Source organism: Pseudarthrobacter kochi (assembly GCF_055412805.1).
Map to the genome: position 1 here is coordinate 44,324 of NZ_JBVAYV010000026.1, position 14,223 is coordinate 58,546.

A 14,223-nucleotide genomic window follows, 5' to 3' on the forward strand; every position below is an offset into this window, starting at 1 on the left:
CATGTCAGGCCACTCCAAATGGGCGACGACCAAGCACAAAAAGGCCATCCTCGACAGCCGCCGGGCCAAGTCGTTCGCCAAACTGATCAAGAACATCGAAGTCGCTGCACGCATGGGCGGCCCGGACCTCGCCGGCAACCCCGGGCTGGAACTCGCCGTCACGAAGGCCAAGAAGACCTCGGTCCCCGCTGACAACATCGACCGCGCCATCAAGCGCGGCGCCGGCCTCACCGGCGAAGTCGTCGACTACACCGAGATCATGTACGAATGCCGCGGCCCGCAGGGTTCCGCGCTGCTGATCGAGTGCCTGACGGACAACAAGAACCGTGCCGCCTCCGAAGTCCGGCTTGCCATCTCCCGCAACGGCGGCACCATTGCCGATCCCGGATCGGTCAGCTACCTCTTCTCCCGCAAGGGCGTTGTGTCGCTGCCGAAGAACGGCCTGAGCGAAGACGACGTCCTGATGGCCGTCCTCGACGCCGGCGCCGAAGAGGTCAAGGACAACGGCGACAGCTTCGAGATCCACTCCGAGCCCACCGACCTTCAGGCCATCCGCGACGCCCTCAAGGAAGCCGGGATGGAGTACGACACCGACGAGGCCGAGTTCGTCCCGTCGATGCAGGTGCCGCTGGACCTCGACGCCGCCAAGAAGTTCATGAAGCTCGTGGACGCCCTGGAAGAACTCGACGACGTGCAGAACGTCTACAGCAACGCCGACCTCAGCGACGAAGTGCAGGCCGCACTGGAAGCGGAGTGACTCTCCGCGTCCTCGGCGTCGATCCTGGCCTCACCCGCTGCGGGATCGGCGTCGTGGACGTCGAACGGAACCGCCGAGCCACGATGGTGGCCTTCGGCGTCGTCGGGACCTCCCCCGACGAGAGCCTGGACCAGCGCCTGCTGGTCATCGCCACGTCCATCGACGAGTGGCTGGACAAGTATGAACCGCACGTCCTGGCCGTGGAGCGGGTCTTTTCCCAGCTCAACGTCAGCACCGTGATGGGGGTGGCGCAGGCGTCCGGGGTGGTGATCGCCGCTGCCGCACGCCGCGGCATCCCGGTGGCGTTGCACACCCCGTCCGAGGTCAAGGCCGCCGTGACCGGCAGCGGAACGTCGAACAAGGACGCGGTCACGAAACTGGTCACCAAGATCCTCCGGCTCGATGCCCCGCCGCGGCCGGCCGACGCCGCCGACGCGCTGGCACTGGCCATCACCCACGCCTGGCGTGCCGGGATCGGCACGTCCAACAAGGGAGCAGTGACGACGGGACCGGGCAGCCAGTCGCTCACCCCGGCCCAGCGGGCCTGGGCCGACGCGGAGGCCAAAGCGCGCCGTACACGCTGAATGTCCGGCTGTGCCGCCGCAGAGCTTGGTAGGGTATTCGTAGATATGTTCGGATAGTCGGCTTGTGCCGACGGTAATTCAGGAGCCCGGCCTTGATCAGTTTTCTCCGCGGAACCGTAGCGCACGTCGGCCTGTCCTCCGCCGTGATCGACCTCAACGGCGCCGGCATGAGCGTGAACGCGACGCCGCAGACCCTCAGCAGCCTCCGCACCGGCGAGGAGGGGAAGCTTTTCACGTCCCTGATCGTCCGCGAGGACTCGCTCACGCTGTTCGGGTTCGGCAGTGACGACGAACGCGAAGTTTTCGACATCCTGCTCAGTGTCAGCGGTGTTGGGCCCCGGCTGGCGCTGGCCGTCCTGGCCGTGCACGAACCCGAAGCCATCCGCGTCGCCGCGCACTCCGGCGATGGCAAGGCGTTCACCAAGGTGCCGGGGATCGGCCCGAAGGTCGCCGGCCGGATCGTGCTGGAACTGGCCGGAAAGCTCGTGCCGCACGGCACCCCCGCCGGCGCCACGGTTCCGGCAGCGTCCTCCGAAGCGGTCTGGAAGCCGCAGGTTGTTGCGGCCATGACGAGCCTGGGCTGGTCCGAGAAGGACGCCGCGTCCAGCATCGACAAGTCCCTGGCCGATTCACCGGAGCTGGCCGGGAAGGGCAACGTCGCCGAGATCCTGCGGGCCACCCTCCGCTGGCTGGGCCAGGACGGCGCCCGCGCCGGGAACAGGGCAGGCGCCCGTGGCTGAGCCGTCGGTCGTCGCCGGGGGAGAGGAACCGGAGGAGCGGGTCATCGAAGCCGCCCTCAGGCCCAAGAACCTGCACGACTTCGTGGGCCAGCACCGGGTCCGCAAACAGCTCTCCCTCGTCCTGGAGGCCTCGCGCATGCGCGGCCGCAGCGCGGACCACGTCCTGCTCTCCGGTCCGCCCGGGCTGGGCAAGACCACGCTGTCGATGATCATCGCGGCCGAGATGAACGCCCCGCTGCGGATCAGCAGCGGCCCCGCCATCCAGCACGCCGGTGACCTGGCGGCCATCCTGTCCTCGCTCTCCGAAGGGGAAGTCCTCTTCCTCGACGAGATCCACCGGATGTCCCGGCCGGCCGAGGAAATGCTCTACATGGCAATGGAAGACTTCCGGGTCGACATTGTCGTCGGCAAGGGCGCCGGCGCCACCGCCATCCCGCTGGAGCTTCCGCCCTTCACCCTGGTGGGCGCCACCACCCGCGCCGGCCTGCTGCCCGGGCCGCTCCGGGACCGCTTCGGGTTCACCGGACACCTCGAGTTCTACTCCGTGGCGGAACTGGAACTCGTGCTCCGGCGTTCCGCCGGGCTCCTGGACCTGAAGGTCAACTCCGCCGGGTTCAGTGAAATCGCGGGGCGCTCCCGCGGCACGCCCCGTATCGCCAACCGCCTCCTGCGCCGGGTCCGCGACTGGGCGCTGGTGCACGGCATCGAGCAGATCGACGCCCGGGCCGCCTCCGCGGCGCTGGACATGTACGAAGTCGACAAGCGCGGACTGGACCGGCTGGACCGGGCCGTCCTGGAAGCCCTCATCCTGAAATTTGGCGGCGGACCGGTAGGCCTGTCCACGCTGGCCATCGCCGTCGGCGAAGAGACCGAAACGGTGGAAACCGTCGCCGAGCCGTATCTCGTCCGTGAGGGACTCCTGGGCCGCACCCCTCGGGGGAGGATCGCACTCGCCCCGGCCTGGACGCACCTCGGCTACGCGGTGCCGCCAGGAATCTTTTCGCAGGACCCGCTGGAGCTCTTCCCGGCCGACGACGACAGCCCGGACCTGGCCGGCGGGCTGGGCCAGGACGCCGATCCGGAATGGATCCGTAACAGTCAATAGCACCGCGCCGTAACCTTTTCCCTTTAGACTGGAATGACGCTCGGCACGTTCGGGTCTTTGTTTCCGTGTGCGGCTTCCACAAGCCGCCGTTGGCCCGGCATGGTTTTCTGCCAGGTCCCTGCCTGGTTCAACACCAGGTGGCCCGGAGCGAGGCGGACGTTGCTGTGAAACCAGCTTGCAAGTACAGAATGGAACTTTCCCCTTGGATCCAATGACAATTCTCCTGTTCGTCATGCTCGGCGTTTTCGTCTTCATGATGTTCCGCCGCAACAAGAAGACGCAGCAGCAGCAGGCGGAGCTCCAGTCGAAGTTCGGCCCGGGCGTTGAGGTCATGACCAGCTTCGGCCTGTACGGCCGCATCGTCGAGATTGATGAGGACGAGAACAAGGTCCTGCTGGAACTCTCTCCGGGCAACACCGCCACCGTGCACCGCCAGGCCGTCACCAAGATCGTCGAGCCGGTTGTCGCCGCCGAGGAGCCCACGGTCGTTCCCAATGACGCGTCCTCGCTGACTGTCGACAAGGCCGAAAGCGCCGCACCGGTCAACGACGTCCCGCGCGACGAGACGCCGGAAGAAACCCTGCGCCGCCTCAACGACGAAGGCAAGAAAGACAGCTAGTCTGCCTGTTTGAGCTATCCCGCGAAGTAACAGCTGCGGGCCACCGCCGGAGCGGCCCGCAAGGGCCGCACGGCGGTTCCTCCGTAAATAATAGAAAGATCGACAATGGCACGAACTGGCCCCAAAACCACAGCCCTCAGGGTGCTGGTCTGGCTCGGCGTTATCCTCGCCGTCCTGACCGCTGTCCTGGCAGGCGGCACCATGGCCGGCCAGGCGAGCTGGGCTCCGAAGCTCGCCCTGGACCTTGAAGGCGGCACCCAGATGATCCTGGCGCCCAAGGTTGAAGGCGGTTCGGACATCAACGAAGAACAGCTCAACCAGGCCGTGGCGATCATCCGCCAGCGCGTGGACGGCTCGGGCGTCGCGGAGGCTGAAATCAGCACGCAGTCCGGACGCAACGTCGTTGTCAGCCTGCCGGGCACACCATCAAAGGAAACCCGCGCCCTGATCCAGGCGTCCGCCGACATGAACTTCCGGCCTGTCCTGCAGGCCGGTCCGGGCGCAGCGGTCCCCGCGGAGTCGCTGACTCCTGAGGACCAGCTGCCCAAGCCCGCCGCGGAGCCCACCAACGGCAGCGACGTGAACTGGGTTACGCCCGAGATCTACAAGAAGTTCGAGACGCTCGACTGCGACAACCCCTCACAGGACAAGCAGGAACGCTCCGACCCGACCAAGCCGCTGGTCACCTGCGAGCCGGCCTCCGCCAGCTCGCCGGCGATCAAATACATCCTTGGCCCCGTCGAGGTCAAGGGCTCGAACATCGCCGGGTCCTCCTTCCAGCTGCAGCGCGGCGCCCAGGGCGCCGTGACCAACGAGTGGGCCGTGAACATCCAGTTCAACGAAGAAGGCACCGCCAAGTTCAAGCAAGTCACCGAGCGGCTCTACCAGTTCTACGTCGCCGGCGGCGGCCAGAGCGGCTCGGACCCGAAGTCCCAGTTCGCGATCGTCCTCGATGACCAGGTCATTTCCGCCCCGCGGTCCCTCGCCGTCATCACCGACGGCCGCCCGCAGATCACCGGCGGATTCACCGAGCAGTCCGCTAAGGCCCTCTCGGACCAGCTCCGCTTCGGCGCCCTGCCGATCAGTTTCGAGATCCAGAGCGAACAGCAGATTTCGGCAACCCTCGGGGGCGAGCAGCTCCGGATGGGTATGCTCGCGGGCCTGATTGGCCTGCTGCTGGTGGTGGCGTACTCGCTGTTCCAGTACCGGGCATTGGGCCTGGTCACCGTTGCCTCCCTCGTGGTGGCCGGCGCGCTGACGTACCTGGCCATCGCGATCCTGGGCTGGACGGAGAACTACCGGCTGTCCCTTGCCGGCGTCGCAGGCATCATTGTGGCCATCGGCCAGACCGCGGACTCGTTCATCGTCTACTTTGAACGTATCCGCGATGAGCTCCGTGAAGGCCGCGGCCTTGTGTCGGCCGTCGAGAACGGCTGGAAGCGTGCCAAGCGCACGGTCCTGGCGTCCAAGGCCGTCAACCTGCTGGCCGCCCTGGTGCTGTACTTCGTGGCAGTGGGCAACGTCCGCGGCTTCGCGTTCACGCTCGGCCTGACAGCGATCGCCGACCTCATTGTCGTCTTTATGTTCACCCACCCGACCCTGCAGATGCTGGCCCGCACCAGGTTCTTTGGTGAAGGCCACCCGCTCTCCGGGCTGGACCCGAAGAGCCTCGGTGCCGTTCCCCTGTACCGGGGCGCAGGACGGTTGCGCACTCCTGCGGACAAGCCGGCCGCTGTGGCCGCGCTCCGCGCCAAGAACACCGGCGCCGCGGCTGAGGCCGAACGCCGGATGACCATTGCAGAACGACGCCTCGCGGAACGTCAGGAACAGCTTGCCGGTTCCTCCAAGAGCACGTCCAAGGAGGGCAACTAAATGGCCACCAACTTCGCCAATTTCGGCAATGAGCTCTACACGGGCAAGCGCTCGTACGGCTTCGTCGAATCCAAGAAAATCTGGTTCCTGATCGCGGCCGTCCTGGTGGCGCTCTCGATCCTGCTGCCGGTCGTCAAGGGCGGCTTCAACCTCGGCATCGAATTCCGGGGCGGCTCGGAATTCACCGTCTCCAACGTGGTGACCACGGACCCCGCCCTCGGCGGGAAAGCCGTCGAGGACGTTGTCCCCGGCAGTATCCCGCGGGTGGCGAACGTCGCAGGCAACACGATGCGGATCCAGACGGACAAGCTCACGGAGGATGAGACGCTCCAGATCAAGGCGGGCCTCACCCAGGCCTACGGCGTGACGGACAACGAGGTGACATCGAACTTTGTCGGCCCCACCTGGGGTGCTGACGTCACCAAGCAGGCCCTCCTGGGCCTGGCGATCTTCGTCGCACTCGCCGCTGTGCTGATGGCGCTGTACTTCCGGACCTGGAAGATGTCGCTCTCGGCAATCGTGGGCATGCTGGTCACGATGTTCATCACCGCCGGCGTCTACGCCCTCAGCGATTTCGAAGTCACGCCGTCGGCCATCATCGGCTTCCTCACCGTGCTGAGCTACTCGCTGTACGACACCGTGGTGGTCTTCGACAAGATCCGCGAGAACACCGCGGACCTGCAGGCGTCCACCCGCCGGACCTTCGGCGAGGAAGTCAACCTGGCCGTCAACCAGACCCTCGTCCGCTCCATCAACACGATGATGGTCGCCATCCTCCCGGTCGGTGCCATCCTCTTCATCGGAGCCGGTCTCCTGGGAGCCGGCACGCTGCGGGACCTCTCGCTGGCGTTGTTTGTCGGGATTCTGATCGGCACGGCGGCGACGATCTTCATCGCCGCTCCGCTCTACGCCTGGCTCCGCCAGGGCGAACCGGAGCTGGTCAAGCAGGCCGCACGCGTGCAGCAGCGCCGGGCGCAGGCCGCCAAGTCCGACGCCGCAGCAGCACCCGCCACGGCCTGACTGCAGCGGTCCTGCCGGACCGGTCGCCGTCCGGGATCCATCCCGGCGGACCCGACGGGCCGGAGAACGTCATTCGTGACGCTCTCCGGCCCGTCGCCGTATGGCCGCCGGTTATCGAAGTATCCTGCTGCGGGAATAGACTGGAAGAATTAACGGGTTCGGAGAGGTGCTCCATTGGAAGAACGTTCGACGCCGGTGCCATCAGCACCGGCGGATCAGGCTCCAGGCCAGGGTTCGCAGACTGGTGTGGTGGCTCCCGGACGCGCCGATCCGCCCGTACCTGTCGACAGCTCGGGGGCACGCCCCACGTTCCCCGGCCGTCGTGAACGCACCCGCTCCCGGCTTGCCCGCCTGACCGGCCGCGGCGCCCCCGCATATTCCCCCATCCTTGAGCCGCTGCTGCGCACCGTGCGGGCCAACAACCCCAAAGAGGACTTCGACCTTATCCAGCGCGCCTTCGTCGTGGCGGAACGTTGCCACCGCGGGCAGAAGCGCAAGAGCGGCGATCCCTACATCACGCACCCTGTGGCGGTGGCCACCATCCTGGCGGAACTGGGTCTCAGCGGAACCACCCTGGCCGCGGCGCTCCTGCACGACACCGTCGAGGACACCTCGTACACGCTGGAGGACCTGAAGGCCGAGTTCGGCCCGGAGGTTGCCATGCTGGTGGACGGGGTCACCAAACTGGACAAGGTCAGCTTCGGCGAGGCCGCGCAGTCGGAGACCGTGCGCAAGATGGTCGTGGCCATGGCCAAGGACATCCGGGTCCTGATGATCAAGCTGGCCGACCGGCTGCACAACGCCAGGACCTGGCGATTCGTCTCCGCCGAGTCCTCCGCGCGCAAGGCCCGGGAAACACTGGAAATCTTCGCCCCGCTGGCGCACCGGCTCGGCATGAACACCATCAAGTGGGAACTGGAAGACCTCTCCTTTGCGGCCCTGTACCCGAAGGTCTATGAGGAAATCGTGCGCATGGTGGGGGACCGGACCCCCGAACGCGAAAAAAACCTCTCTGTCATCCGCAACCAGATCACCGAGGACCTGCGCGCGGCCAAGATCAAGGCCACCATCACCGGCCGGCCGAAGCACTACTACTCGATCTATCAGAAGATGATCGTCCGGGACAAGGACTTCGACGACATCAACGACCTCATGGGCGTCCGCGTCCTGGTCGACTCGGTCCGGGACTGTTACGCGGCCCTGGGCGCCATGCACTCGCGCTGGAACCCCCTCCCCGGGCGGTTCAAGGACTACATCGCGATGCCCAAATACAACATGTACCAGTCGCTGCACACCACGGTGATCGGCCCGGGCGGCAAACCCGTGGAAATCCAGATCCGCACCCACGAAATGCACCGCCGCGCCGAATACGGCGTCGCCGCGCACTGGAAGTACAAGGACCAGCCGAACCGCACCGCGGCCGGGCCGGGAAGCCCGCGCGACGGCGACATGGGCTGGCTGCGGTCCCTCGTGGACTGGCAGCAGGAGACTTCCGACCCCGGCGAGTTCCTCGACTCCCTGCGCTTTGAAATCAATGCCCGGGAAGTGTTCGTTTTCACCCCCAAGGGCGAGGTCATGGCCCTGCCGGCCGGTTCCACGCCCGTGGACTTCGCCTACGCCGTCCACACCGAGGTTGGACACCGGACAATCGGTGCGCGCGTCAACGGCAAGCTGGTTCCGCTCAACAGTGAGTTGAACCACGGCGACTGGGTGGAGATCTTCACGTCCAAGGCTGAAGGCGCCGGCCCCAGCCAGGACTGGCAACACTTCGTCAAGAGCGCCCGTGCGCGGAACAAGATCCGGCAGTGGTTCAGCAAGGAACGCCGCGAAGAGTCGATCGACCGCGGTAAGGAACTGCTGACCAAGGCGATGCGCAAGCAGAACCTCCCGCTGCAACGCCTGATGACGCACGATGCCCTCGCCGCGATTGCCGAGGACTTCAAGTACGTGGACATCTCCGGCCTCTACGCCGGTGTGGGCGACGGGCACACCTCCGCCCAGTCCGTCATGGAACGCCTCGTGGAGAGCCTCGGCGGGAACGACACCCCCGAGGATGACCTCACCGAGGTGTCCATCCCCACCCAGGTCACCAAGGCGCGGTATTCCGACTCCGGCGTTGTGGTGCGTGGGGTGGATGACGTCTGGGTCAAGCTCGCCCGCTGCTGCACCCCGGTGCCGCCTGATCCGATCCTGGGCTTCGTGACCCGCGGCTCCGGCGTCTCCGTGCACCGGACGGACTGCACCAACGTCAGCGGACTCCTGGAGCAGCCCGACCGGATCGTCGAGGTCGACTGGGCACCCACGCAGTCGAGCGTCTTCCTGGTCGAAATCCAGGTCGAAGCACTCGACCGGAAGTCGCTGCTCTCGGATGTGACCCGGATCCTGTCGGAGAACCACGTCAACATCCTGGCCGCCAGCGTGCACACGTCCACGGACCGGGTGGCCATCTCGAAGTTCGCTTTCGAGATGGGCGACCCCAAGTACCTGAGCCACGTGCTCAGCGCCGTCCGCCGCATCGACGGTGTCTTCGACGTCTACCGGACAACCGGCAACCGGCGGCGCAGCTAGCACTGACAGGCAAGCGCTATGGCGCCGGGCCGCCCTGCAGCTGTTCGAGCTTTGTCAGCGCTGCCTTCTTGTGCGGCATCCTGGGCGTGGCCTCCACGGCACGCATGACCAGCCGCAGCCGCAGGCCCAGCTCGGGTGCCCCCAGGAGCGCCCGCAGGGCTGGTAGTGCCCGCCCGGCGTCCACGTGCAGGGCGATGTCCACGGAGGTCCGCAGCGGACTGGAGACCATCAGCCCGCCCAGGCTCACGACGTCGAACGGGCCCAGGCGCACCTCGTGGAAGGTGCAGCCCCGGGTGGAGCGCAGGCTGGAAATCCGCCGGTTGGCGTCCACGAGCAGGGCGAGCCGGTCCGGTTCGGCGGCGCAGCCGTAGAACCAGGCCGCCGTCATCCTGCCCGCAACGACCCGCTGGCGGATGGCCGGACTGATGAGGACGGAGGCCGCGCGGGCCCGGAGCTGCGGGGTGGGCTGGGTCCCCGGCGGCAGGTAGCCGCGCTGGTAGAGCTGGGTCAGCACGCCGTCGGACGCCATCGCCTGAAGCTCGGGCCAGGTGAAAAGTGCCCCGGGGGAGTACAGCTCGGAAGCAGCCGGGGAAGCAGGCGGGGAAGCAGGCGGGAAGGGTGCCGGCGGGCCGTGAACAATGACCATACAGCCATCCTGTCCCGTCCCCGGAAAAGCGAACAGGCCCCGTCCCGGTCATGTGGATAACCGGTGCGGGGCCTGCCTCAAACAGCCTGTTGCCGTGGTGCTTTCGTGTTGTGGTGCCTGGCTAGGAGAGCTCGCTCGCTGACTTTTCGAGCTGTTCCAGCCACGCCTCACGGGCCTCGAGGGCTTCCTTGGCGGCCTTGATCTTGCGCTCGTCGCCGGCCTTCTCGGCCCTGGCCAGGTCATCCCGGAGTCCGGCAATCGCCGACTCCAGCTGCGTCAGCGCGCTGTTGGTGCGTGCCTTCGTCTCCGGGTTGGACCGCTTCCAGTTCTCGTCCTCGGCGTGGCGTACGGCGTCTTCGACCTTCCGCAGCCCGGCCTCGACGCGTCCCATGTCGGCGCGGGGAACCTTGCCGGCTTCCTCCCAGCGGTCACGGACGGACTGGAGCGCCTTCTTGGTGGCGGCGAGGTCCTTGATGGGAAGCAACTCGTTGGCTTCCGTCAGCAGGGCTTCCTTGACCACCAGGTTGGCGCCGTATTCCTGGTCGATCTCGTCGTTGGCGGCCTGGCGGTGCGTGAAGAAGACGTCCTGCGCGGCACGGAACCGGGCCCAGAGGGCGTCGTCATCCTTGCGGCTGGCGCGCGGGGAAGCCTTCCACTCGTCCATCAGGCGGCGGTATTCGCCGGCGGCAAAGCCCCAGTCGGTGGAGGAGGACAGCGCTTCCGCCTCGGTGATCAGCTTCTCCTTCGCGGCCTTCGCCGCCGAGTTGGTGCTGTCCAGCTGGGAGAAGTACGCACGGCGGTGCCGGTCAAAGACGGTTCGGGCAGCACGGAAGCGCTTCCAGAGGGCGTCCTCGTTGCTGCGGCCGAGCCGGACGCCGCTCTTCTGTGCGGTCTTCCAGCTCTCGAACAGTTCGTTCATCCGGGCGCTGGAGGTCTTCCACTGGATCTGGGACGGGTCGTGTCCCGCGATCTCTTCGGCCTCGGCGACGATGGCTTCGCGGGCGGCCAGCTCGGCGGCACGGACGGCGTCGTGCTCGGCCTTCTCGGCCTTTTCGAGCTCGGAGATCTGTGTGGCCAGGGCATCCAGGCGGGCCTCGGCGGAGCGGAGGTCGCCCACCATGTTGCGCCCGGCAAGCTGCTCGCGCAGGTGGGTGACGGTCTTCTGCATGTCCGTGGTGGGTGCCTTGGAGCCCACACGCTGTTCCAGCAGGACAATCTGGGCCACGACGTCGTCGTATTTCCGGGCGAAGTAGCCCAGGGCCTCATCATCGCTGACGCCGGGGTACTGGCCGACAGGATGCTCCTCGCCGTCGACGGTCAGGAACACGTGGCCGTCGCCCTCGACGCGGCCCCAGCGTGCAGCTTCGGCCAGCGAGGCGGCCGAGGACACGGAAGCCGGTGCGGCGGCCGGAGCCGCCGGTGACGGCTTGGCCTTTGGCCGGGCGGCGAACGCTGCCGGTGAGGGCGCGGGTCGCGCAGCGGCGGGAGCAGGTGCCTCAGTGGCGGCCGGATCCTCCGGCGCGCTCTCCTCGGCCGGAGCCTCGGCTGCCTCAGCCGTGCCGGTGGACGCCTGGGCCCCGGCCGGAAGGGCCTCCGCTTCCTGCCCGGCCGCCGGTTCCGGCGCCGTGTCTGTGGGAGTGTCTGTCGCCTGCGTGGTCACCGAAGCGTCAGCTTCGGTTTCGTTGGCAGCTGCTGCTGACACTGTTTCGTCGGATTTCTGACTGTCTGTCACCGCTAGAAGTCTTTCGCTTGGAGGGAAATACCGGGGCCGGCGCCGCAAGGGCAACGGCTGGTTACTTCAGAGAGAACGAGTCTATCGTGACTGGTTCCGCAGGGGCGCCGTCCGTGGCGTTATCGCCCGGTTTGAGTCCGGCGGCAGCAATATTGACCACAACGTCCAGTCCCGAGGTCACCTTCCCCACCACCGTGTAGCCGCCTGCGGCGTCGGCCGGAATGACGGTGTCCTTGTACACAATGAAGAACTGGGTTCCGTTGCCGTAGGCGTTTCCGCCGCTGCGGGCGACGGCGATGGTTCCGGCCGGGTATGTGTTGTCCTGCGGGGTGTTTTCCAGCGGACCCCAGGTGTAGCCCGGATCGCTGCTCCCGTCCCCTGCCTTGGAGCCGCACTGCAGGACGCCGAACGTCTCGGCCGTGGTGAGCCGGTGGCAGTTGAGTCCGGCGTAGAAGTTCTGGTCCGCGAGGGACTTGAAGACGGCGGCGGCCTGGGGAGCCTTCGTGCCGTCCAGTTCGACGCCGAGGGTGCCGGTGTTGAGCTTGAGTTCCCCGGTGAACGTCTGGCCGGCCGCCGTCTCCGGTTTCGGGATGTTGTCGGCGTTGCTGGGGGAGGCCGACGGCGTGGCGGAGGGGGAGGTCAGGCCGGCCTGGGCGGCCGCGTATTCTTCCTCGGTGGGATTGGAGGAGAAGACCGTCAGTTGCAGGACCAGCGCAACAACGACCGCAGCCGTACCCGCGCCGATGGCGAGGACATTGTCGCGCTTGCGGCGCTTGTCCTGCTCCTTGCGGAGCTCGCGCTTTGCCTCCATCTGCTGGACGCGCCGCTTGGCTTCGCGGGCGCTCCGTGAACTGGCCGCCAAAAGTCCTCCTGGGTGTAGGGCCGAAACCGGGCGGCGCAAGGGCGCCGTCGCAGGTTCAGCGGTAAAGCTGCCGGCAGTCAGTTTATGCTTTCCGTGCCCGGCCGCATTAGAAGATGCGGGCGCGGAAAGCATAAACTGACTGCCGCACACAGTTTATGCATGACCGGCCGCTCTGCCGCCCATCTGATCCCCGTTTCGGACGCCCCGTTTCGGCTCCACCACGGCGCAAGAGGCTCCGGCCGGTTTTACCTGAGGAGAAAATCCACCATGGCACGCACCGCCTCCCTGTCCGGATTCCCCGAGTGGCTTCCCGAGGAGCGGCTGGTGGAGCTGCATGTGCTGGACACGCTGCGCCGGGTCTTCGAACTGCATGGCTTTTCCTCCATCGAAACCCGCGCCGTGGAGACGGTGGGCCAGCTCCTGCGCAAGGGTGAGATCGACAAAGAGGTCTACGGCCTGAGCCGGCTGCAGGACGACGAGGGTGTAGATTCCGCGTCGCACAAGGGCGATCCGCACGCCCTGGCCCTGCATTTCGACCTCACCGTGCCGTTCGCCCGGTACGTCGTCGAAAACGCCGGCTACCTCGCTTTCCCGTTCCGCCGCTACCAGATCCAAAAGGTCTGGCGCGGCGAACGTCCGCAGGAAGGCCGCGCCCGCGAATTCACCCAGGCGGACATCGACATCGTGGGCGACGGCGACCTGCCGTTCCGTTACGACGTCGAGATTGCACTGGTCATCGCCGAGGCCCTCAGCGCCCTGCCGATCCCGGACTTCCTGCTCCGGATCAACAACCGCAAGCTGGCCGAGGGCTTCTACAACGGCATTGGCCTCACCGACACCGCCGGTGTGCTGCGCAGCATCGACAAGCTCGAGAAGATCGGCCCGGCCAAGGTCGCCGAGCTGCTCAAGTCCGAGCTCGGAGCCACGGACGAGCAAGCGCAGTCCGCCCTCAAACTGGCCTCGATCCGCACCGGGGACACGTCCTTCGTGGCGCAGGTGCGGGCTCTCGGGGTCAGCAACGACCTGCTCGAGGAGGGCCTGAACGAGCTGGAGCAGGTCATCGCGGCAGCCGTGCAGCGTGCGCCGGGCAAGGTCGCCGCGGACCTCAGCATTGCCCGCGGACTGGACTACTACACCGGAACCGTCGTGGAGACCGTCCTGGTGGGCCACGAACAGCTCGGCTCCATCTGCTCCGGCGGGCGCTACGACGCCCTCGCCAGCAAGGGAAACCGCAAGTTCCCCGGCGTCGGGCTCTCCATCGGCGTAACCCGGCTGGTCTCCCGGATCCTCAGCCAGGACCTCGCCAAAGCAACACGGTCCGTGCCCACCGCCGTGCTGGTGGCGCTCAACAGCGATGACAGCTGGGGCGCCGCCCAGGACGTCGCCGCGGAACTGCGCGGCCGCGGGATCGCCACCGAAGTGGCAGCGAAAGCGGAGAAGTTCGGCAAGCAGATCAAATTCGCCGACCGCCGCGGCATCCCCTTTGTCTGGTTCACCGACGACGACGGCAAACACCAGGTCAAGGACATCCGCACCGGCGAGCAGGTCGACGCCGATCCGGCCACCTGGGCTCCGGCAGCGGAGGACCTGCAGGTCCGGATCCTGAAGGCCTAAGCCTTGATCCACCGATGATGGTCGGGGCGCCGACGGCGGTTTAAACCGAGAATGCCCGTCTTTTCAAGGAAAATGGAGCTTGTCTAGAACCCATTGACCACCGA

The 14,223-nt window shown here is 66.8% G+C and carries 12 protein-coding genes; 9 read left to right on the forward strand and 3 right to left on the reverse strand.

Going from position 1 to position 14,223, the window contains the following annotated elements; translation table 11 throughout:
• The first annotated feature begins 1 nt into the window (after position 1).
• The 8 genes from ACZY0Y_RS13325 to ACZY0Y_RS13360 all read left to right on the forward strand — a co-directional run bounded on the left by ACZY0Y_RS13325 (position 2) and on the right by ACZY0Y_RS13360 (position 9,265).
• Positions 2 to 757 carry a YebC/PmpR family DNA-binding transcriptional regulator gene (locus ACZY0Y_RS13325; RefSeq protein ID WP_160665623.1) on the forward strand — a complete coding sequence of 252 codons (756 nt, stop codon included), beginning with the start codon at positions 2 to 4 and terminating at the stop codon, positions 755 to 757.
• Positions 754 to 1,341, forward strand: coding sequence for a crossover junction endodeoxyribonuclease RuvC (gene ruvC, locus ACZY0Y_RS13330; RefSeq protein ID WP_160665625.1), 588 nt, complete (start codon positions 754 to 756; stop codon positions 1,339 to 1,341). The genes ACZY0Y_RS13325 and ruvC overlap by 4 nt, the downstream gene beginning before the upstream one ends.
• A gap of 92 nt (positions 1,342 to 1,433) precedes the next feature.
• On the forward strand, positions 1,434 to 2,081 hold the full coding sequence (gene ruvA / locus ACZY0Y_RS13335) for a Holliday junction branch migration protein RuvA (protein ID WP_463881630.1): 648 nt from the start codon (positions 1,434 to 1,436) through the stop codon (positions 2,079 to 2,081).
• On the forward strand, positions 2,074 to 3,186 hold the full coding sequence (gene ruvB / locus ACZY0Y_RS13340) for a Holliday junction branch migration DNA helicase RuvB (RefSeq protein ID WP_160665629.1): 1,113 nt from the start codon (positions 2,074 to 2,076) through the stop codon (positions 3,184 to 3,186). The genes ruvA and ruvB overlap by 8 nt, the downstream gene beginning before the upstream one ends.
• Positions 3,187 to 3,397: 211 nt before the next feature.
• Positions 3,398 to 3,805, forward strand: a complete 408-nt coding sequence (yajC, locus tag ACZY0Y_RS13345; RefSeq protein ID WP_463881633.1) for a preprotein translocase subunit YajC — start codon at positions 3,398 to 3,400, stop codon at positions 3,803 to 3,805.
• A 105-nt stretch (positions 3,806 to 3,910) separates the two neighbouring features.
• Entirely contained in the window at positions 3,911 to 5,677 is a 1,767-nt protein-coding gene (gene secD, locus ACZY0Y_RS13350; RefSeq protein WP_463958438.1) for a protein translocase subunit SecD, read from the forward strand.
• Complete coding sequence (gene secF, locus ACZY0Y_RS13355) at positions 5,678 to 6,697, forward strand: protein translocase subunit SecF (RefSeq protein WP_463881636.1); 1,020 nt, start codon at positions 5,678 to 5,680, stop codon at positions 6,695 to 6,697. It begins immediately after the preceding gene.
• Positions 6,698 to 6,871: 174 nt separating this feature from the next.
• Positions 6,872 to 9,265: a RelA/SpoT family protein gene (locus tag ACZY0Y_RS13360; protein ID WP_463958439.1), complete on the forward strand. Its 2,394-nt coding sequence runs from the start codon at positions 6,872 to 6,874 to the stop codon at positions 9,263 to 9,265.
• A 16-nt stretch (positions 9,266 to 9,281) separates the two neighbouring features.
• Here the strand turns inward: ACZY0Y_RS13360 and ACZY0Y_RS13365 are convergent, their stop codons facing one another.
• From ACZY0Y_RS13365 to ACZY0Y_RS13375, 3 genes are all read right to left on the reverse strand, one after another.
• On the reverse strand, positions 9,282 to 9,911 hold the full coding sequence (locus ACZY0Y_RS13365) for a hypothetical protein (protein WP_463958441.1): 630 nt from the start codon (positions 9,909 to 9,911) through the stop codon (positions 9,282 to 9,284).
• A 121-nt stretch (positions 9,912 to 10,032) separates the two neighbouring features.
• On the reverse strand, positions 10,033 to 11,643 hold the full coding sequence (locus tag ACZY0Y_RS13370) for a DUF349 domain-containing protein (protein WP_463958443.1): 1,611 nt from the start codon (positions 11,641 to 11,643) through the stop codon (positions 10,033 to 10,035).
• A gap of 61 nt (positions 11,644 to 11,704) precedes the next feature.
• A complete protein-coding gene (locus ACZY0Y_RS13375; RefSeq protein ID WP_463958445.1) occupies positions 11,705 to 12,505 on the reverse strand; it encodes a peptidylprolyl isomerase in 801 nt (266 codons plus the stop codon).
• A 267-nt stretch (positions 12,506 to 12,772) separates the two neighbouring features.
• On the opposite strand from ACZY0Y_RS13375, the gene hisS reads away from it, so the two are divergent.
• Positions 12,773 to 14,119 carry a histidine--tRNA ligase gene (hisS, locus tag ACZY0Y_RS13380; protein ID WP_463958447.1) on the forward strand — a complete coding sequence of 449 codons (1,347 nt, stop codon included), beginning with the start codon at positions 12,773 to 12,775 and terminating at the stop codon, positions 14,117 to 14,119.
• The last annotated feature ends 104 nt before the right edge of the window (positions 14,120 to 14,223 follow it).

Bases quoted from the DNA above. Each gene is read 5' to 3' on its own strand.
- ACZY0Y_RS13325 (WP_160665623.1), top strand. From the start codon at position 2: ATGTCAGGCCACTCCAAATGGGCGACGACCAAGCACAAAAAGGCCATC.
- yajC (WP_463881633.1), top strand. From the start codon at position 3,398: ATGACAATTCTCCTGTTCGTCATGCTCGGCGTTTTCGTCTTCATGATG.
- secD (WP_463958438.1), top strand. From the start codon at position 3,911: ATGGCACGAACTGGCCCCAAAACCACAGCCCTCAGGGTGCTGGTCTGG.
- secF (WP_463881636.1), top strand. From the start codon at position 5,678: ATGGCCACCAACTTCGCCAATTTCGGCAATGAGCTCTACACGGGCAAG.
- ACZY0Y_RS13365 (WP_463958441.1), bottom strand. From the start codon at position 9,911: ATGGTCATTGTTCACGGCCCGCCGGCACCCTTCCCGCCTGCTTCCCCG.
- hisS (WP_463958447.1), top strand. From the start codon at position 12,773: ATGGCACGCACCGCCTCCCTGTCCGGATTCCCCGAGTGGCTTCCCGAG.